Annotated in this window: 18 protein-coding genes; 9 read left to right on the forward strand and 9 right to left on the reverse strand. The window is 62.5% G+C overall.

Going from position 1 to position 18053, the window contains the following annotated elements; all coding sequences use genetic code 11:
- Positions 1-7: 7 nt before the first annotated feature.
- From hpf to lptC, 5 genes are all read right to left on the reverse strand, one after another.
- Positions 8-583 carry a ribosome hibernation-promoting factor, HPF/YfiA family gene (gene hpf / locus GGD57_RS26705; RefSeq protein ID WP_085735887.1) on the reverse strand — a complete coding sequence of 192 codons (576 nt, stop codon included), beginning with the start codon at positions 581-583 and terminating at the stop codon, positions 8-10.
- A 377-nt stretch (positions 584-960) separates the two neighbouring features.
- Complete coding sequence (gene rpoN, locus GGD57_RS26710; RefSeq protein ID WP_184473188.1) at positions 961-2523, reverse strand: RNA polymerase factor sigma-54; 1563 nt, start codon at positions 2521-2523, stop codon at positions 961-963.
- Between the two features lie 241 nt (positions 2524-2764).
- Positions 2765-3541 (reverse strand): LPS export ABC transporter ATP-binding protein, encoded by a 777-nt coding sequence (gene lptB, locus GGD57_RS26715; RefSeq protein ID WP_085735883.1) that lies wholly within the window; start codon positions 3539-3541, stop codon positions 2765-2767.
- A gap of 40 nt (positions 3542-3581) precedes the next feature.
- On the reverse strand, positions 3582-4232 hold the full coding sequence (locus GGD57_RS26720) for an LptA/OstA family protein (RefSeq protein ID WP_085735882.1): 651 nt from the start codon (positions 4230-4232) through the stop codon (positions 3582-3584).
- Between the two features lie 15 nt (positions 4233-4247).
- Positions 4248-4913 (reverse strand): LPS export ABC transporter periplasmic protein LptC, encoded by a 666-nt coding sequence (gene lptC / locus GGD57_RS26725; protein WP_184473189.1) that lies wholly within the window; start codon positions 4911-4913, stop codon positions 4248-4250.
- A gap of 219 nt (positions 4914-5132) precedes the next feature.
- Between lptC and sppA the strand changes: the two genes are divergently transcribed.
- The 3 genes from sppA (at position 5133) to GGD57_RS26740 (ending at position 6875) form a co-directional block, all read left to right on the forward strand.
- Entirely contained in the window at positions 5133-6083 is a 951-nt protein-coding gene (gene sppA / locus GGD57_RS26730) for a signal peptide peptidase SppA (RefSeq protein ID WP_184473190.1), read from the forward strand.
- Between the two features lie 29 nt (positions 6084-6112).
- The gene (locus GGD57_RS26735) at positions 6113-6412 is read left to right on the forward strand and encodes an integration host factor subunit beta (protein ID WP_003544934.1); all 300 of its coding nucleotides are present in this window, start codon (positions 6113-6115) and stop codon (positions 6410-6412) included.
- Between the two features lie 130 nt (positions 6413-6542).
- Positions 6543-6875 carry a LapA family protein gene (locus GGD57_RS26740; RefSeq protein WP_184473191.1) on the forward strand — a complete coding sequence of 111 codons (333 nt, stop codon included), beginning with the start codon at positions 6543-6545 and terminating at the stop codon, positions 6873-6875.
- Between the two features lie 23 nt (positions 6876-6898).
- Here GGD57_RS26740 and GGD57_RS26745 read toward each other — a convergent pair whose 3' ends face one another.
- Positions 6899-7333, reverse strand: a complete 435-nt coding sequence (locus GGD57_RS26745; RefSeq protein WP_184473192.1) for a GNAT family N-acetyltransferase — start codon at positions 7331-7333, stop codon at positions 6899-6901.
- A 62-nt stretch (positions 7334-7395) separates the two neighbouring features.
- Positions 7396-7848, reverse strand: coding sequence for an SRPBCC family protein (locus GGD57_RS26750; RefSeq protein ID WP_184473193.1), 453 nt, complete (start codon positions 7846-7848; stop codon positions 7396-7398).
- Between the two features lie 100 nt (positions 7849-7948).
- Here GGD57_RS26750 and GGD57_RS26755 point away from each other — a divergent pair, with 100 nt between their 5' ends.
- From GGD57_RS26755 to GGD57_RS26780, 6 genes are all read left to right on the forward strand, one after another.
- Positions 7949-8554, forward strand: coding sequence for an NUDIX hydrolase (locus tag GGD57_RS26755; protein ID WP_432443404.1), 606 nt, complete (start codon positions 7949-7951; stop codon positions 8552-8554).
- Positions 8555-8706: 152 nt separating this feature from the next.
- Positions 8707-9804 (forward strand): class I SAM-dependent methyltransferase, encoded by a 1098-nt coding sequence (locus GGD57_RS26760; RefSeq protein ID WP_184473195.1) that lies wholly within the window; start codon positions 8707-8709, stop codon positions 9802-9804.
- A complete protein-coding gene (locus GGD57_RS26765; RefSeq protein WP_184473196.1) occupies positions 9801-10661 on the forward strand; it encodes a TrmH family RNA methyltransferase in 861 nt (286 codons plus the stop codon). The genes GGD57_RS26760 and GGD57_RS26765 overlap by 4 nt, the downstream gene beginning before the upstream one ends.
- Positions 10658-11161 carry a signal peptidase II gene (gene lspA / locus GGD57_RS26770; protein WP_184473197.1) on the forward strand — a complete coding sequence of 168 codons (504 nt, stop codon included), beginning with the start codon at positions 10658-10660 and terminating at the stop codon, positions 11159-11161. Before GGD57_RS26765 ends, lspA begins: the two co-directional genes overlap by 4 nt.
- 55 nt (positions 11162-11216) lie before the next feature.
- Positions 11217-13499: a PAS domain-containing hybrid sensor histidine kinase/response regulator gene (locus GGD57_RS26775; protein ID WP_184473198.1), complete on the forward strand. Its 2283-nt coding sequence runs from the start codon at positions 11217-11219 to the stop codon at positions 13497-13499.
- A gap of 108 nt (positions 13500-13607) precedes the next feature.
- Entirely contained in the window at positions 13608-14486 is an 879-nt protein-coding gene (locus GGD57_RS26780) for a GNAT family N-acetyltransferase (protein WP_184473199.1), read from the forward strand.
- A gap of 21 nt (positions 14487-14507) precedes the next feature.
- Here GGD57_RS26780 and GGD57_RS26785 read toward each other — a convergent pair whose 3' ends face one another.
- Both GGD57_RS26785 and GGD57_RS26790 read right to left on the reverse strand, forming a co-directional pair.
- A complete protein-coding gene (locus GGD57_RS26785; protein WP_184473200.1) occupies positions 14508-15497 on the reverse strand; it encodes a helix-turn-helix transcriptional regulator in 990 nt (329 codons plus the stop codon).
- Positions 15498-15754: 257 nt separating this feature from the next.
- The gene (locus tag GGD57_RS26790; RefSeq protein WP_184473201.1) at positions 15755-18037 is read right to left on the reverse strand and encodes an NADP-dependent malic enzyme; all 2283 of its coding nucleotides are present in this window, start codon (positions 18035-18037) and stop codon (positions 15755-15757) included.
- Between the last annotated feature and the right edge of the window lie 16 nt (positions 18038-18053).

Consider the following 18053-nt stretch of genomic DNA (forward strand, 5'->3'; position numbering starts at 1 on the left):
CCTGACCTCAGCCTTTGATATTGGCTGAATCGATCCAGCCAATATTTCCGTCGTGCCGACGGTAAACGATGTTCAAATGTTCCTTGCCGGGGCTGCGGAACAGGAGAAGCGGCTCGTCGGTCATGTCGAGCGCCATCACGGCGGTGGCGACCGACATGGTCTTCAGCTGCTTCGTGCTTTCAGCAACGATCGCCGGAGCGAAATCGTCGGGAATTTCATCCTCGTGGTCAGGCACGGAATCCATGACCGTGTAGGAGACTTCTGCAAAACCGTTCAGATGGTTTCCGGCATGATGGTCCTTCAGCTTGCGCTTATAGCGGCGCAGACGCTTTTCGATGCGCTCCGAAGCGGCGTCAAAAGCAAGCTGGGGATCGGTCGCTTCGCCGGCAGCATGCAGCACCACCCCACTGTCGAGATGAAGCTTGCAATCTGCGGAGAACCGGGAACTTGCCTTCACAACGGTCACCTGGCCGGAATACCCCCCGTCGAAGTATTTCGTGATGGCCATACCAATTTGGTCCTCGATCTTTTGACGGAACGAGTCACCAATTTCCATATGTTTACCGGATACACGCACACTCATGGAGTTTCCCTTCTTCTGGTCGTTTGCGGGTATCAGTTTACGCCAAGCCTCAGGTTCATCCAAGCACTTCGCGCAATCTCAAGCAAGATCGGCGTAGCCCTGCGGTACCCTGGTGCCCTTGAGATGATGGGGATAACTCCGGACGCCGTCTCAGGCATCGATTGCGGCGGGCTTCTAGCCAGCCGCTGCTGAAAAGTCAAGTGGGCGAAGAATTGCTATCGCTAATGCTCGCAAAACGTGCCGCAAATCCCCAGCCGGACGGCACCCGCCACCGACCTCCGGCCAGCATCTCCGTACAACCTCTCTCTTTGGTTGCAATCAGTCCTGCCGGCAGGGGAATTGCGGGATTGCGTTTCGACAGGACCGAAGCCCCCGCCTCAGAAGCCGGCGACTTTGGCGAGCGCCCGCTTCTCGCGGCGGCGCTGAACCGAAGAGGCGATGTTCATGGCCTCCCGGTATTTGGCGACAGTGCGGCGGGCGAGATCGATTCCGCCCTGTTTCAGCATATCGACAATATCGTCGTCGGAGAGCACTGCGTCCGGGCTTTCCTGCATGATCAGCGCCCGGATCTTGTGACGCACGGCCTCGGCCGAATGGCTGTCGCCGCCGGCAACGGCGCTGATCGAGACGGTGAAGAAATATTTGAGCTCGAAGAGGCCGCGCGGCGTCAGCATGTATTTGTTCGAGGTGACGCGGCTGACGGTGGATTCGTGCATCTTGATCGCTTCGGCGACCGTCTTCAGGTTCAGCGGGCGCAGATGATCGACGCCGTTCAGCAGGAAGGCGTCCTGCTGGCGGACGATCTCGCTTGCCACCTTCATGATGGTCTTTGCCCGCTGGTCCAGGCTGCGCGTCAGCCAGTTGGCGCTCTGCAGGCATTCGGAAAGGAAGGCGTGATCCTCGCCGTTCCTGGTCACGCGGGAAAAATAGGACTGGTTGACCAGCACACGCGGCAGCGTATCCGGATTGAGCTCGACCAGCCAGCTACCGTCCGAGGAGGGCCTGACGACCACATCGGGCATGATCGCTTCGGACACACCCGTTTCGAAACCGCTGCCGGGCTTCGGATTGAGCTGGCGAATCTCGCCGAGCATGTCGAGAAGGTCTTCCTCATCGACACCGCAAAGCCGCTTCAGCGTGGCGAAATCGCGCCGCGCCAGCAGTTCGAGGTTTTCGACGAGCGCCTGCATGGCAGGGTCGTATCGGTCCTTCTGCCTGAGCTGGATTGCCAGGCATTCGGCGAGGCTGCGGGCGAAAACCCCCGGCGGATCGAGCGTCTGGAGGGCGGCAAGCACGCGCTCGGCCGCGCTGGGGCTGGTGCCCAGCCGCTCGCCGGTCTCGACCATGTCGGCCTGCAGATAACCGGCATCGTCGAGCTGATCGACGAAATTCTGCGCGATCAGCCGATCGGCGATGTCGGGCAGGACGAAGGGGATCTGCTGGGCGAGATGATCGCGCAGCGACACCTGGCCGGCGACGAAATCGTCGAGATCGTAATCGGCGCCCTCGCCGCCGCTGCCCGGCATCGATTTCCACTGGCCGACGAGTTCCGGCGCATCGAGGCGCTGCGGCGCGCTGTCGTCGGGAAAGACATTGGTATAGTTGGCGTCGAGCTCGTCGCTCAGCCGGCTGGTGCTGGCGCTGCCGCCATTGTCGTACCAGTCGCTGGAGAGCGCCTCGGTGCGGTTGTCGTCACCGTCGTCCGAGCCGGCGTCCTCGGGTGAACGAGCATAAGGCTCGTCTTCGGCTTCGCCGCGTTCAGAGCCCGCTTCGCCGTCATTCGACGGAAATTCGAGCAGCGGGTTCTTCTCGACTTCCTGGGCGATGAACTGGGTGAGTTCGACATGCGTCATCTGCAGCAACTGGATGGATTGCATCAGTTGCGGTGTCATCACCAGGGATTGGTTCTGGCGCAGGAAAAGACTGGCTGACAGTGCCATGACGGACGCGAAACTCCCTCGATTCCTCCGGGAAACCGCGTCCGATCAAGGCTTCAGGCCGCGGAAATCCAACTGGCCCAAAAATTGCTTTTTTATCTCATTTGGTCAAGCGGAACTATGCCGCAAGGTGAATTTCCGCCGGGTCGGAGCATTGCGCCCGACAAAGTGAACGGTTTGCGGACGACACCGTGCTCTATTTTAGGCCGGGCCGTCCTGAATTCATCCGGATCCAGAGACAGATTTACAGGCTGAAATTGTCGCCGAGATAGAGCCGGCGCACTTCCGGATTGTTGACGATGTCGTTGGCCCGGCCATGGGTGAGCACTTCACCGGCATGGATGATGTAGGCGCGGTCGATCAGACCCAGCGTCTCGCGCACATTGTGGTCGGTGATGAGGACGCCGATGCCGCGCGCCGTCAGGTGGTGAACGAGATTCTGAATGTCGGCGACCGAGATCGGGTCGACGCCGGCGAAGGGCTCGTCGAGCAGCATGAAGGTCGGGTCGGTCGCCAGCGCACGGGCGATTTCAAGGCGGCGGCGCTCACCGCCCGACAGGGCGACGGCGGCACTCTTGCGCAGCTTCTGGATATGGAACTCCTCCAGCAGCTCGTTGAGCTTCTGCTCGCGCTCGGCCTTGTCCTTGACATGCACTTCGAGAACGGCGCGGATATTCTCTTCCACAGTCAGGCCGCGGAAGATCGACGCTTCCTGCGGCAGATAACCGACGCCGAGGCGCGAGCGGCGGTACATCGGCATGGACGTGACTTCGTTGCCGTCGATCTCGATCGTGCCTTCATCCACCGGCACGAGGCCGGTGATCATGTAAAAACAGGTGGTCTTGCCGGCGCCGTTCGGGCCGAGCAGGCCGACGGCCTCGCCCCGGCGCACCACCAGGGAGACACCGTTGACGACGCGCCGCGTCGCATAGGTCTTCGTCAGACCGCGGGCGATCAGCGTTCCCTGATAACGAGTCTTGTCGGCGGCGCCTGAAGCTTGCGGCTCAGGCTTGCCGAACATGGTGGATAGCGATGATAATTTCACGTGGGAGGCCGGCTTTTCAGTTCTGCTTCTGCTGCTGTGCATTCGGCTGCGATTTCGGATCGAGCTGAATCTGGACACGCCCGCCGCAGCTTTCAAGCTCTGCCTGACCGGTCTGCATGTGAACGGTCAGTTTGCAGCCGGTAAAGACGTTCGGCCCGTCCGACAGAATAACCTTGTTGCCCTGATCCGCCGTGAGGACGAAGGTCTGCGAGGCCATGTCGAAAGCGCCGTCGTCGGCCGTCGCCGTCTGCGTGCCTGAGGTCAGGTAGACCTTGTCGGTCACCAGGATCTTGTCGATATCGGCGCTTCCCGAGGCCAGCGAACCCGACTGCTGCGGCTTCGCTGCGGGCTGGGCTGCGGGTTGTGCCCCGTCAGCGGCCTGCTTTGCTGCCTTGTCCTTGTAATAGACGGTCATCTTGCCGGACTGCATCGTCGTCGTCCCCTGGACGACCTTGACCTTGCCGGTGAACAGCGCGGTGTGCTCCTGGTCGTGGATCTCGAGCTTGTCGCTTTCGATCTGGATCGGCTGGTCGTTGGAAAGCTTCATGCCCGACATCGTGGTCGCCTGCTGCGCGCCCGCGCCAGTGGCCGTCAGAATAAGGGCAAATGCGCCGGCAATGAACGCCATGCCGGTCTTGCAAGTGGAAATGCGACAATCTTTTGTCATGAATGACCCGGCTGGTTAAGTGCCCTGTTTATGGATGGCGGATGGATCGACATTCATGCGAACATTTCCCTCGAATGTGATCACCCGCCCCTTATCGGTTATCTCCATCGTCTGCGCAAGAATGGAGGCATTATCCTTGGTGATGGTGACGGGGTCGTCGCTACGCATGTTTCCGCCCTTGATGTCGAGCTGGGCGGACTGGAATTTTGCATTGAGGCCACTGCTCAGCACCAGGCTGAAGGGGGCCGTCATATGCAGATTGTCGGTGGCGCGATTGTAATCGGCGGTCGAGGCGACGACACGGGCAATCAGCCCGTCATTCATCGGCACGGCGGCCTTGATGGTTTCGAGCGTGATGAAATTCGGATTGCGGATATCCTGCAACGCCCGTTCGGCCAGCATCGAATAGTTGATGCCATCGGAATTGCGGCCCGATATGGCCGGCTTCTCCATCACGACCTTGCCGTTCTCGATCTTGGCGCCTTCGAGTTTGATGTTCTCCGGCAGATATATCTTGACCAAGGCAACCGCCGTGAGGGCGGCCGCGATGATGAGGGCGGCCAGCGGCAGCAAGATCTTCAGCCGCCGCACGCGGGCGGAATGGAACAACGCATCGCCATAGGCGCTCTTGCCGGACTCGGCATAGGCGGCATGTCCGTTGTTCTTCAGGGTATCGAGCATAGGCCTCGTCCATGTGCGGTGATCGCCGCGCCTTCAGAACAAAGCCGGCCGCCAATCACAGTTCGTTTCGCATTATTACATTGGCTTGCCAATATGGAATTTTTTCTGCAACAAGCAACAAAACGGAAAAACATCAAAAATGGCATTCGTACAAGCCGCTGCCATTTCATCGGATCCATCGGCGGCATGCCGAAGCCGGTGCCAGCGCTGGAGGTTTCAATGGACAGTTCGATGATTGCGGATCGGCGGCGGCTGCGCCGCAAACTCTGGTTCTGGCGCCTGGCCGCGGTGGCCCTCGTCGTGGCGCTTGGTTTCGCCTTCTACAGCTTCGCCGTCGGCGATGGAAAGACCGCCCGCCCGCATATCGCCCATGTGACGATATCAGGGCTGATCGTCGATGACGACGAGCTTCTGGAACGGCTGAAGAAAGTCGAGACCAGCGACCAGGTGAAGGCCGTGGTGATTTCGATCTCCTCGCCCGGTGGCACGACCTATGGCGGCGAAAAAATCTTCAAGGCGATCCGTGCGATATCGGCGAAGAAACCAGTCGTCTCCGACGTGCGCACCCTTGCCGCCTCCGCCGGCTACATGATCGCCACGGCAGGCGATACGATCATTGCCGGCGACAGCTCGATCACCGGCTCGATCGGCGTCATCTTCCAGTATCCGCAGATCCAGCCGTTGCTCGACAAGGTCGGCGTCTCGCTGCAGGAGATCAAGTCCTCGCCGCTGAAGGCCGAGCCCTCGCCCTTCCACGAAGCGAGCGAGGAGGCCAAGGCGATGATCCGCAACATGGTCGTCGACAGCTATAACTGGTTCGTCGACCTGGTCGCCGACCGCCGCAAGCTGCCGCGCGACGAGGTGCTGAAACTGGCCGACGGCACGATCTATACCGGCCGCCAGGCGCTGAAGGTGAAGCTCGTCGATACGATCGGCGGCGAGCCGGAAATCCGGGCCTATCTCAAATCGCGCGGCGTCGACGCCGACCTGCCGATGGTGGACTGGGACAAGAAGAGCAATACGCCGTTTCTGCTCGCAGGGGCTGTTTCGCGGCTGATTACGATCTTCGGTTATGACGATCTGTTGAAAGGCCAGGATATCAATGGAATCCTGCCCCCAAAGTTGCTTCTTGACGGGCTGCTTTCAGTTTGGCAGGTTGGCCACGATTGATAAGAAATCAATAATTTAAGGGGGCGAACGTGATCAAGTCCGAATTGGTGCAGATTGTTGCGGCGCGCAACCCGCATCTCTATCATCGCGACGTCGAGAATATCGTCAACGCGGTTCTCGACGAGATCACGGATGCACTAGCCGCGGGCAACCGCGTCGAATTGCGCGGCTTCGGCGCGTTTTCAGTCAAGAACCGCCCTTCCCGTTCCGGCCGCAACCCGCGCACCGGCGATACCGTCTTCGTCGAGGAAAAGTGGGTTCCCTTCTTCAAGACCGGCAAGGAACTGCGCGAGCGGCTGAACCCCGGCCAGGCCGACGAAGAGGATTGAGCCGCCTGCGGCGAAACCGCACTTGAACTCGATCGCCGTTTTCCTATTCTGCTAGTCTGTCGGCCCGAAAATCGGAATCGATTTTCGGGCCGATATGTTGATATAAAACGCCGACGCATGGAGACCTCCAATGGCCAAGAAGATCGTCAACCTGTTGATTCTGTTGCCGCTCGGCGTCATCCTCATCGTCTTCTGCGTCGCCAACCGGCAAAGCGTCACGCTCGCCTTCAATCCGTTCCGGCCCGACGATCAGGTGCTTGCGGTTTCCGCGCCCTTCTTCGTCTTCCTGTTCATCGCCCTGATCGCAGGCATGCTGATCGGCTCCGCCGCCACCTGGTTCAGCCAGGGCAAACACCGCAAACGCGCCCGCACCGAAGCCAAGGAAGCGATCCGCTGGCAGGGCGAGGCCGACCGCCACAAGAGCCGCGCCGAGGAAATCGCCGGGCATTTGCCGGCACGATAACCGGCGCGATATTTCGCGACCGATCACGGCGGAAGAAAGCTCAGTTCCTCATAGTCGCCCTCCGGCGACGCGCCGTTGCCGGTGACGAGGAAACCGTGGGCGAGGTAGAAGGCCTTCGCCCGGCGGTTCCTCACCAGGCATTTCAGCCGGTATGGGTGCTGCGGCCATTCCGGCAGCGCCCGCAGCAGCGCCGTCCCGGCGCCGCGCCCCTGGAACTCCGGCCTTATATAAAGCATGTGAATGAAATCATCGGCCGGCCAGAGCGACAGGAAGCCGGCGATGCTGCCGTTTTCATGCTCGCAGACGAAGACCGTCTCGCCATTGGTGTGGGCGGCGAAATCCTCGCGGTAGAACTTGCCGGGATCGACCCAGACGAATGTTTGACGGCGCACGGAAAGATAAATCTCCGCGAGCACGTCCTGGTCTTCCGCCCGCGGCGGCCTGATTGTCCACGTCATGACGTCGATTTAACCCAAGCCCCACCCCCGCGCCAAGTCCGAAGCCCATGCGTTGGCCGCGATCAACCGGCCATCTTCGCGACGACGGCGGCGTTGAAATCGGAAAAGAACCCTTCGGCGAGCCGCTGCGAGGTCGAATCGAGCAGGCGGGCGCCGAACTGCGCGAGCCTGCCGCCGAGTTCGGCCTTTGCCCGATAATGCAGGATGGTCGCGCCGCCGCTTGGCTCGAGCACGATATCGGCGCTGCCCTTGGCGAAGCCGGCAAGGCCACCCTTGCCTTCGGCCGACAGCGTATAGCTCTTCGGCGCGTCGACATTGGAGAGCGTCAGCAACCCATGGAAGGTGGCCGACAGCAGGCTGAACCTGACCTTGATCGTCGCCTCGAAAATATCGGGCGCCAGCCGCTCTATGCTCTCGCAGCCGGGGATGCAGCCGCGCATGATCTCGGGATCGTTGAGTGCTGCCCAGACGACGTCCCGCGGCGCGGCGATGTGTTCTTCGCCGGTAAAATCCATTCGATGGCCCCATCTCCGATTCGCTCACCTTATCCAGCGGGGAGCCTATTTGCCACGCCGGAAAGGAATGATATCTGGCGTTCGAAGCAAGGAGCCGGCGATGGACGACGACGTGAAGCCCTGGAGCGTGACGGCAAGCCGCATCACCTATGAGGACCGCTGGATTCGGCTGCGGAGCGACGATTGCATCACCGCCGATGGGATCGTCGTCGCGCCCTTCCATGTGCTCGACTATCCCGATTGGATCAACGTCGTCCCCGTCATGCCCGACGGGCGGGTGCTGCTGACGCGGGAATACCGGCACGGCCGCGGCGAGATCGTGCTCGGCCTCGTCTCCGGTGGCGTCGAGCCCGGAGATACCGACGCTGGCGATATCGACACCGGCGATACGGGGTTGGCGGCAGCACGGCGCGAATTGCGGGAAGAGACCGGCTATGAGGCCTCGACCTTCGTCAGACTGCTGACCTCCTATCCGAATGCCGCCAGCCAGAGCAACATGGTGACGAGCTGGCTGGCGCTCGGCCTCAACAGAGCCGGCGAACCGCGTTTCGACCCCGGCGAGAAGGTCGGGCTGCTGTTTGCCGATCTTGCCGCCGTCCTCGGTGACATCAAGTCCGGCGCGGTCATCATGCAATCGATGCATGTCGCCGCCCTTTATGCGGCCGAAAGCTGGCTTCGTGGACGGGCGACCGAAGGCTTGAAATAGCAGCCACGCCGGGACAAGCTGTGCTCTCGCCCCAAGCCCGGTCGACGCGCAGTTGATCCGATACGGTTTTCTGGGCTACTGCATATTCAAAGGGCGCTGCAAAGCATGCAGCCGCTCGTGAAGACACCCCGACAGACACGCGGAAAAACACGTTGAAACAGAGAGAACGCCGGCCGGGCCAGAAGAAGACGTCGGGTCCTTCCGGTGAAAGCCGCAGGGACGACCGGGCCGCCCGGCCGCCGAAGCCGGTCGTCCGGCCGGCAGTCAGCCGCGAGACGGCGCGCGAGGCTGCTCTACCTGCCGCCATCGAGCGTCCGCTGATGACACGCAGCGGCGAGCGTCCGGCCGAGCGCGTGCCGGTCATTCTCGAATCGCTCGGGGCCGGCGACTTCCACCTGATCGACAGCGGCAACGGCGAAAAGCTGGAGCAATACGGCCCCTACCGCATCATCCGCCCGGAGGCCCAGGCGCTGTGGCGGCCGTCGCTGCCGGCCCATGTCTGGGAAAAGGTCGACGCCGTCTTCACCGGCGACACCGACGAGGAAGGCACCGGCCGCTGGCGCTTCCCGAAGGAGGCGCTCGGCGAGACCTGGCCGCTCAATCTGCTCGGCGTCGATTTCCTCGGCCGTTTCACCTCCTTCCGCCATGTCGGCGTTTTCCCGGAGCAGATCGTGCACTGGAGCTGGATGAAGGATCAGGTCGAAAAGGCCGGCCGGCCGCTGAAGGTGCTGAATCTTTTCGGCTATACCGGCGTCGCCTCGCTGGTTGCCGCAGCCGCCGGCGCCGAAGTCACCCATGTCGACGCCTCGAAGAAGGCGATCGGCTGGGCGCGGGAAAACCAGGCGCTCGGGCGCATGGAGAAGCTGCCGATCCGCTGGATCTGCGAGGATGCGATGAAATTCATCCTGCGCGAGGAACGCCGCGGCAGCCAGTACGACATCATCCTCACCGATCCGCCGAAATTCGGCCGTGGCCCGAACGGCGAAGTCTGGCATCTCTTCGAGCATCTTCCCCTGATGCTCGATGTCTGCCGCGAGATCCTGTCGCCGAAGGCGGTGGGCCTGGTGCTGACGGCCTATTCGATCCGCGCCAGCTTCTATTCGATCCATGAACTGATGCGCGAGACGATGCGCGGCGCCGGCGGCGCGGTCGAATCCGGCGAGCTGGTCATTCGCGAGGCGGGCCTCGACGGCAAGACGCAGGGCCGCGCGCTTTCCACCTCCCTCTTTTCCCGCTGGGTGCCGAAATGAGCAAGGACTTCCACGATCACGGACCGCGCAGGGTCGGGCAGGTGAAGGAGGTGACCTCGCTTGCCAATCCGATCATCAAGGACATCAAGGCGCTGACCAACAAGAAGTCGCGGGAGGAAAGCGGAACATTCCTCGCCGAAGGACTGAAGCTTGTCATCGATGCGATCGAGCTCGGCTGGACCATCCGCACGCTGGTCTATGCCAAGGCCGCCAAGGGCAAGCCGCTGGTCGAGCAGATGGCGGCAAGGACCGTCGCCGCGGGCGGGCTGGTGCTTGAAGTCAGCGAAAAGGTCATCGCCTCGATCACCCGCCGCGACAATCCGCAAATGGTCGTCGGCATCTTCGAGCAGCGCTGGAAACCGCTGAAGGACATCAGGCCGAGGGATGGCGAGACCTGGGTAGCGCTCGACCGGGTGCGCGATCCCGGCAATCTCGGCACCATCATCCGCACGGCGGACGCGGCGGGCGCCTCGGGCGTCATTCTGGTCGGAGAGGCGACCGATCCCTTCTCGCTCGAAACGGTCAGGGCCACCATGGGCTCGGTCTTTGCCGTTCCCGTCGCGCGGGCGACGCCGGAGGAATTCATCGCCTGGCGGAAATCGGCCGGCGTTTCCATCGTCGCGACCCATCTTGCCGGCGCGGTCGATTACCGCACGATCGACTACCGGAAAAAGCCCGTCGTGCTCCTGATGGGCAACGAGCAGTCCGGCCTGCCCGATCAGCTGGCCAGGGAGGCGGACGCACTTGCCCGCATTCCCCAGCAGGGCCGCGCCGATTCCCTGAACCTTGCCGTCGCCACCGCCGTCATGCTTTTCGAGGCGCGCCGCCACCTCCTCTCACTTGCCGAGGGCAAATGACCGAACAGACGCCTGCCCGCCCTGCGCTGTTTTCGCGCCCGGCGCCGATCCTCTTCTTCATCATCGTCGCCGTTCTGATCGACCAGGTCGTCAAGATCGCCGTCGATCACACCCTGCCGCTGCAAGAGGCCGTGCCGGTTATTCCGATGCTGGCGCTCTACCGCACCTATAATCTCGGCGTCGCCTTTTCGATGCTGTCAGGCATGGACGGCTGGTTCATCGTCGGCATGCGGCTCGTCATCGTCGCCTTCGTCGTCTGGCTGTGGTACCGCACGGCGAAAGACCGCTGGCTTGCCCATCTCGGCTACGCGCTGATCATCGCCGGCGCGATCGGCAATCTCGTCGACCGCTTCGCCTATGGACACGTCATCGATTACATCCTGTTCCACACCGAAAGCTGGTCCTTCGCTGTCTTCAATCTCGCCGACAGCTTCATCACCATCGGCGCCGGCTGCGTCATTCTCGACGAGCTGCTGCTGCCGAAAAAGGCCGGCCGCTAAAATCTTATCGAATTCCTGAAGGCATTCGGAAGAGGCCTCATGTTAGCCAGATAGCATGCAAAGTCTGGGGCAATTGCAGGAAACATTGTCCGCCGCCTTCGGCGGACCCGCCGCCAAGCCGCATGAAGAGCGGATGGGGGGCCTCTCCCTGCGGCCCGGCGCATCGGCGCCCGAGGCAGCCGACGATCGCACGATGGGGCCGCCTGCAGCGACACGGCGTCTGCTGTTCTATTGGCTTGGCGGCGCCGGCCTGCTTGCCGCGATGATGCTGACACTGCTTGCCCATGCCGGCGATCAGCTGCTGCTGTCGGGCGGGCTCGTCGTTCTCGGCCTTGCCGTCATCGCTAGCTATGCCGTGCTGATGGTTCGGCGGCGCAGAGCCCCGCGCGACGGCAAACGCCTGCCGGACTGGAACGATGGCGCCAAGCTGTTTGCCGATGTGCACGACGTGCTCGGCGACATCACCGTCAGCCGCAGCATGGACCGGCGCATCATCTCCGCCAACGACACGTTTCGCCGCCTGACCGGGCGGCTGCACCCGGAGGGACGCAGCTGCGAGGAGATCGGGCTGGCCTTCCGCCCCGGGCCGATACCGCATTGCTACGACGTCGAGATTTCGACGCCGGACGGCCAGCGCATCTTTCTCTGGCGCGACGTCGTCACCCGCGATCCGGCAAACGGCCGCCTGCTGCTGCAGAGCGTGGCGCGAGATGTGACCGACGAGCGGCTGATCGCCCAGGGCCGCGAGGAGGCCCGCCAGAAGGCCGAATATAACAGCGCCGCCAAATCCAGGCTGCTTGCCACCGTCAGCCATGAGGTGCGCACGCCGCTTTCCGGCATCCTCGGCATGACGCATCTGCTCGCCGAGACGCGGCTGACGCAGGAGCAGCAGGATTATCTGGCGAATATCCGCCAGTCCGGCCACGCGCTGACGCAGCTGGTCGAGGATCTGCTCGATTTCTCCACCATCGAGGTCGGCCGCTTCGCGCTGCATCCGCGCTCGGAATCGCTGCGCAAGCTCTTGGAAAGCGTCGTCGAGATGCTCGCTCACCGGGCGCATGAAAAAGGCATCGAGATCGGCGCCACGGTGTCATCCGATGTGCCGGAAAATATGAGCTTCGATCCGGCGCGGCTGCGCCAGGTTCTCTTCAACGTCATCGGCAACGCCGTGAAGTTCACCCAGGTCGGCGGCGTTTTCATTCGCGTGTCGCTCGATGCGGACAACCTGTCGATCACCGTCACCGATAGCGGTCCCGGCATGACGGCGGAGGAGCAGGCGCGCGTCTTCGGCGAGTTCGAGCAGGGCGGGAGCGTTGCCGACAAGAGCAGCGGCACCGGGCTCGGCCTTGCGATCTCCGCCCGGATCATCCGCGAATTCAACGGCACGCTGACGGTAGCCGGCGAAAAGGGCAGAGGCAGCGAATTCACCATCCGCTTCCCTGTCGATATCGGAAGCGAGCGCCCCGATAGGCGCAATACGCTGCTTGCCGGCAACAGCGTCGTGCTTCTGGCGCCGGCAGGCGCGGCGCGCGCCGCCATCGCCGAGACGATCACCGCACTCGGCGGCCTCTGCCATCTCGTCGCCGACGGCGAAAGCGCGCGGGCAACGCTGCTCGGCTTGGCAAACGGCGGACAGCGGCCGACCGATATTATCATCGACCATCGCATGTCGGCGGAATTTTCCGCTCATCTGGCCGATCGCGCCGAAATCGCGGCGCTTGGCCTGCGCAAGGTCCTGCTCGTCAATCCGGAAGAGCGCAGCGCCCATCCGCTCGATCTCTTCGATGCCTGGCTGATCCGGCCGCTGCGCGAACAATCGCTGATCGACGTGCTGCGCGGGCGTATGCGCGGCATGGAGAAACGCGACGCACTGAACGACAACCAGCCGGGCTTCGGCCTTTCGGTGGCGGAGACAATGGCGACCACAAGCGGGCTCAACATCCTGCTTGGCGAGGACGATCCGATCAATGCCATGCTGGTGCGCGTCGTCCTGGAAAAGGGCGGGCATAAGGTGCGCCATGTCGAGGATTTCGAGGCGCTGCTCGATTGCGCCTTGTGCGAGGCGAATGCCCGGCCCGACATCATCATCAGCGACCTGTCGATGCCCGGTGGCAACGGTATCGACATGCTGGGACGCCTGCGCGGCCATGAAAGGCGGCTCGATCTTACCTCGGTGCCGGTGATCGTGCTGACCGCCGACAAGACCGACGACTCACGCCGCCAGGTCCTGCTGAACGGCGCCAACCGCGTCATGGTCAAGCCGGTCGACCCGCTGCGGCTGCTGACCGAAGTTCAGGCCGTCGCCGCACTTTCTGCCCGCCGGGCAGAGGCGCGATAACGTTCCGCGGGACCGGCCCGCTTCTTGCGCCGGGAAATTCAATATGTCACTTTCCTGTCGCAGAGAAGTGTTTTATGGCGTCGATAAGCCGGCAACGGGAGAATCGTCATGTCCGCCATCGACATCCTGAATCGTGACACCACCGCGGAGGCTGTACGGCCCTCGACGGCGGCTGCGCAGAAGGACGGCGATATCCTCGGCCGCATCGGCAATCTGGAAACCCGCCTTGCCCGCACGGCGCGCGAGATCGATGCCGCCCAGGCCGTGCGTTACCGGGTTTTCGTCGACGAAATGAAGGCGCAGCTACCGCTGGATGCCATGCGCCGCCAGCGGGATGTCGATGCCTATGACGCTTTCTGCGACCATCTTCTCGTTCTCGACCGCTCGATCGAGGGCGATCCGGAAGACCAGATCGTCGGCACCTACCGGCTGTTGCGCCAGGATGTCGCCATCGCCAATGGCGGTTTTTACTCGGCTTCCGAATTCGAAATCGAGAGCCTGATCGCCAAACATCCGGACAAGCGCTTCATGGAACTCGGCCGTTCCTGCGTGCTGCCGGAATACCGCACCAAGCGCACCGTCGAGCTTCTGTGGCAGGGCAACTGGGCCTATGCGCTGAAGCATGGCGTCAGCGCCATGTTCGGCTGCGCCTCGTTCCCCGGCGTCTATCTCGAAAGCCATGCGCTGGCGCTGTCTTTCCTCTACCACACTGTGCTGGCGAAGAACGAATGGGCCGTCGGGGCTCTGCCGGATCTCGCCCGCAACATGGATCTGATGCCGGTCGAGGCCATCAACCCGAAGCGGGCGCTGATGGCCCTGCCGCCGCTCATCAAGGGTTATCTCAGACTCGGCGCGATGGTCGGCTCCAGCGCCGTCGTCGATCATGCCTTCAACACTACCGACGTGCTGATCGTGCTGCCGATCTCCAGCATCTCCGACCGTTACCTGAATTATTACGGCGCCGACGCCGGCCGCTTCGCGAGCTGACGCATGTCGCCGGCGGTGGGCTCATCCACCGGATCGCCTCCTCGTGTCCGATGGGTTCTCCCCATACGCCGCCCGGTAGAGTGCCGAAAAGCGGCCGAAGTGAAAGAACCCCCACTTCAGGCAGATGTCGCGCAACGGCTGCCGGTTCAAAGGATCGCGGAGATCCTCCCGGGCAGCATGCAGGCGGAGTGATCTCAGATAGGCTGCCGGCGTCGCTCCCTTGAAGTCACGAAAACCGACTTCAAGGGAGCGAATGGAAACGCCCGCCGCCTCCGCGACGCTCTGCATCGTCAATGGCTGGGCGATGTTCGCATACATGAAATCAATGGCTCGACGGACATGCCTCGGCGCTATCAGATGGATTTTGTTGTCGAGCAGATGCGACAGCCGGTTGGGAATGAGCCGCACCACGAGATCGGCAAGTGCCTGGGTCAGGTTCGACATAGCGATTGGCGAGTGAAGCAGCGGCCCGTTGTTGCGCATGCCGAGGATGATCGTTTGCACCAGATTGCCGAACAACTGTCCCGCTGCCGTCGAAAAATCAATGACGGGCACCAGTTCCATTGCCCCGATCAGAGGCCTCTCGAATATGGCGGCGACGGCCTGAGCCAGGATTGTCCAGTTCAGACTGAGCGTGTCCGACCGGTGAGGCGCTGCCCCTATGGAAACCCAGTCCGACTCGAGATTGTTCATCAACAGCAGCCGCCCGGGCGTCGCTTCGACCACTGTGCGACCAAACCCGACATTGAGAACACCTGTGCGCGGAACGACGATTGCCAGAGTTTCCGGCGTTCCGTGCGCCGTTCTTGCACCCCAGTCGCCGGTATCCTGGTTGCTGACCAGCGACAGCCCTTCATCACCCCAAAAGCCGACCTTCCAGTCGAGCGGTTTCTCCCGGCCAGTGCGCCACGCGTCGAGCGAACCAAACCCCTTGGTCAGGGCCTCGACCATATCGTCGAAAGTCGGCCCCTGAAATCGGGCGATGAAATTGTGGGATGCGTCTTCTGCCATGGAAACCAACCCGGTGATGAAATATTAAACAATCGAGCAGCGAAACCGTCAATTGCCCGTCACTCTTTCAAGTCCGGGCGGACAATTCATGCCGCGTAAGAGATTATTGTATCAAAAGTATGACTTATGGACAGCGGTCTGAACGTCCTGAGGCGCGCGAGCTGAAAGCTGTAAAATAAATCCATAAAAACCAGTGCCCGGCCGACGCGCTGTCGGCCGGGCACTGAATGCCGCCCCTAATGTGAGCAGGGTGAGGTTTACGAGCCGCCATAGGCAGCGATCGCCGCCATATTGACGATGTCGCTATCCTTGGCGCCCATCGAGGTGATCTGCACCGGCTTGTCGAGGCCGACGAGGATCGGGCCGATGACCGTGGAGCCGCCGAGCTCCTGCAGCATCTTCGTCGAGATCGAGGCCGAGTGGAAGGCCGGCATGACAAGCACATTGGCCGGGCCGGAGAGGCGGCAGAAGGGATATTGCTCCATCACCTTGCGGTTCAGGGCGACATCGGCGGCCATCTCGCCGTCATATTCGAAATCGACGCGGCGCCTGTCGAGAATCTTCACCGCCTCGCGCACCCGCTCGGAGCGTTCGCCCGAGGGATGGCCGAAGGTGGAATAGGCAAGCATGGCGACACGCGGCGGATACCCCATGCGCCTTGCGAGACCGGCTGCCTCCTCGGCGATATCGGCAAGCTGCTCGGCCGTCGGCATGTCGTGCACTGCCGTATCGGCAACGAAGACGGTGCGGCCGCGGCAAAGCGCCAGGGATACGCCGATGACGCGGTGGCCGGGCTTCTCGTCGATGCAGCGGCGCACATCCTCGAGCGCCGTCGAATAGTTGCGGGTGATGCCCGTCACCATGCCGTCGGCATCGCCGAGCGCCACCATGGTGGCGGCGAAATGGTTGCGGTCGTTGTGGATCAGCCGCTGGGCGTCGCGGTGCAGATAACCCTGCCGCTGCAGCCTGGCATAGAGATAATCGATATAGGCCTCGACCCGAGTCGAGATACGGGCATTGACGATTTCAAGGCCCGGGCGACTGAGATCGATGCCGGCGCGCTCGGCCGTCGCCCGGATCAGATCCTCGCGGCCGAGCAGGATGGCGGTGCCGAGCTGCTGGTTGGCGTAGGAGAGGGCTGCGCGCAGGACCTGTTCTTCCTCGGCTTCGGCAAAGACGATCCGCTTCGGGCGGCGGCGAACGCGCTCGTAGAGGCTGGCGAGCGTCGAGGCGATCGGATCGCGGCGCGCCGAAAGCTCGCGGGCGTAACCCGCCATATCGGTAATCGCCTTGCGGGCGACGCCGCTCTCGATCGCCGCTTCCGCAACCGCGACCGGGATTGCCGAGATCAGCCGCGGATCGAAAGGAACGGGAATGATGTATTGTGCGCCGAAGCGCGGCCGGTTGCCCTGGTAGGCGGCGACCACGTCATCCGGCACGTCCTCGCGGGCGAGGTTTGCCAGCGCCTTGACGGCGGCGATCTTCATCGCATCGTTGATGGTGGAAGCACGGACATCGAGCGCGCCGCGGAAGATATAGGGAAAGCCGAGGACGTTGTTGACCTGGTTCGGATAGTCCGAACGGCCGGTCGCCATGATGGCGTCGTCGCGGATGCGGGCAACCTCCTCCGGGGTGATCTCCGGATCAGGATTGGCCATCGCGAAGATGATCGGCCGGTCCGCCATCGAGCGGATCATCTCGGCCGAGAAAGCGCCCTTCTGCGACAGGCCGAAAATGACGTCGGCGCCCACCATCGCCTCTTCCAGCGTGCGCGTGTCGGTCTTGGCCGCATGCGCCGATTTCCACTGGTTCATGCCCTCGGTGCGGCCCTGGTAGATGACCCCCTTGGTGTCGCAGAGGATGATATTCTCCGGCGCAAAGCCCATCGCCTTGATGAGTTCGACGCAGGCGATCGCCGCGGCACCCGCGCCGTTGCAGACGAGCTTCGTCGTCTTCAGGTCGCGGCCGGTCAGCTCCAGCGCGTTGATCAGGCCGGCAGCGGCGATGATCGCCGTTCCATGCTGGTCGTCATGGAAGACCGGGATGTCCATCAGTTCGCGAAGCCGGCTTTCGATGACGAAACAATCCGGCGCCTTGATATCCTCGAGGTTGATGCCGCCGAAGGAAGGACCGAGGAAGCGCACGCAGTTGATGAACTCGTCGACATTTTCGGTATCGATTTCGAGGTCGATGGAATCGACGTCGGCGAAGCGCTTGAACAGCACCGACTTGCCTTCCATAACAGGCTTGGAGGCCAAGGCGCCGAGATTGCCGAGCCCGAGAATGGCCGTGCCGTTCGATATGACGGCGACCATGTTGCCGCGGGCGGTATAGTCGTAGGCCGTCTGCGGATCGGCGGCGATCGCCTTGACCGGAACGGCCACCCCCGGCGAATAGGCAAGCGACAGGTCGCGTTGCGTCGCCATCGGTTTGGTCGGGACGACTTCCAGCTTGCCGGGCCGGCCCATGGCGTGAAAATCAAGCGCCTCCTGGTCGGTCACAGAGGTCACCGGCCGGTCCTTCTTATCGATATCGGGCATAAATCCTCCAACGTCC

It is taken from the genome of Rhizobium esperanzae (assembly GCF_014197615.1).
Classification (GTDB): domain Bacteria; phylum Pseudomonadota; class Alphaproteobacteria; order Rhizobiales; family Rhizobiaceae; genus Rhizobium; species Rhizobium esperanzae_A.

Excerpts from the sequence above, each read along its gene's own strand:
- GGD57_RS26740 (WP_184473191.1), top strand. The coding sequence starts at position 6,543 with ATGGCCAAGAAGATCGTCAACCTGTTGATTCTGTTGCCGCTCGGCGTC.
- GGD57_RS26775 (WP_184473198.1), top strand. The coding sequence starts at position 11,217 with ATGCAAAGTCTGGGGCAATTGCAGGAAACATTGTCCGCCGCCTTCGGC.
- GGD57_RS26765 (WP_184473196.1), top strand. The coding sequence starts at position 9,801 with ATGAGCAAGGACTTCCACGATCACGGACCGCGCAGGGTCGGGCAGGTG.
- hpf (WP_085735887.1), bottom strand. The coding sequence starts at position 583 with ATGAGTGTGCGTGTATCCGGTAAACATATGGAAATTGGTGACTCGTTC.
- sppA (WP_184473190.1), top strand. The coding sequence starts at position 5,133 with ATGGACAGTTCGATGATTGCGGATCGGCGGCGGCTGCGCCGCAAACTC.
- lptB (WP_085735883.1), bottom strand. The coding sequence starts at position 3,541 with ATGTTCGGCAAGCCTGAGCCGCAAGCTTCAGGCGCCGCCGACAAGACT.
- GGD57_RS26790 (WP_184473201.1), bottom strand. The coding sequence starts at position 18,037 with ATGCCCGATATCGATAAGAAGGACCGGCCGGTGACCTCTGTGACCGAC.
- GGD57_RS26755 (WP_432443404.1), top strand. The coding sequence starts at position 7,949 with ATGGACGACGACGTGAAGCCCTGGAGCGTGACGGCAAGCCGCATCACC.
- rpoN (WP_184473188.1), bottom strand. The coding sequence starts at position 2,523 with ATGGCACTGTCAGCCAGTCTTTTCCTGCGCCAGAACCAATCCCTGGTG.
- GGD57_RS26785 (WP_184473200.1), bottom strand. The coding sequence starts at position 15,497 with ATGGCAGAAGACGCATCCCACAATTTCATCGCCCGATTTCAGGGGCCG.
- GGD57_RS26780 (WP_184473199.1), top strand. The coding sequence starts at position 13,608 with ATGTCCGCCATCGACATCCTGAATCGTGACACCACCGCGGAGGCTGTA.
- GGD57_RS26750 (WP_184473193.1), bottom strand. The coding sequence starts at position 7,848 with ATGGATTTTACCGGCGAAGAACACATCGCCGCGCCGCGGGACGTCGTC.
- GGD57_RS26720 (WP_085735882.1), bottom strand. The coding sequence starts at position 4,232 with ATGACAAAAGATTGTCGCATTTCCACTTGCAAGACCGGCATGGCGTTC.
- GGD57_RS26745 (WP_184473192.1), bottom strand. The coding sequence starts at position 7,333 with ATGACGTGGACAATCAGGCCGCCGCGGGCGGAAGACCAGGACGTGCTC.
- lptC (WP_184473189.1), bottom strand. The coding sequence starts at position 4,913 with ATGCTCGATACCCTGAAGAACAACGGACATGCCGCCTATGCCGAGTCC.
- lspA (WP_184473197.1), top strand. The coding sequence starts at position 10,658 with ATGACCGAACAGACGCCTGCCCGCCCTGCGCTGTTTTCGCGCCCGGCG.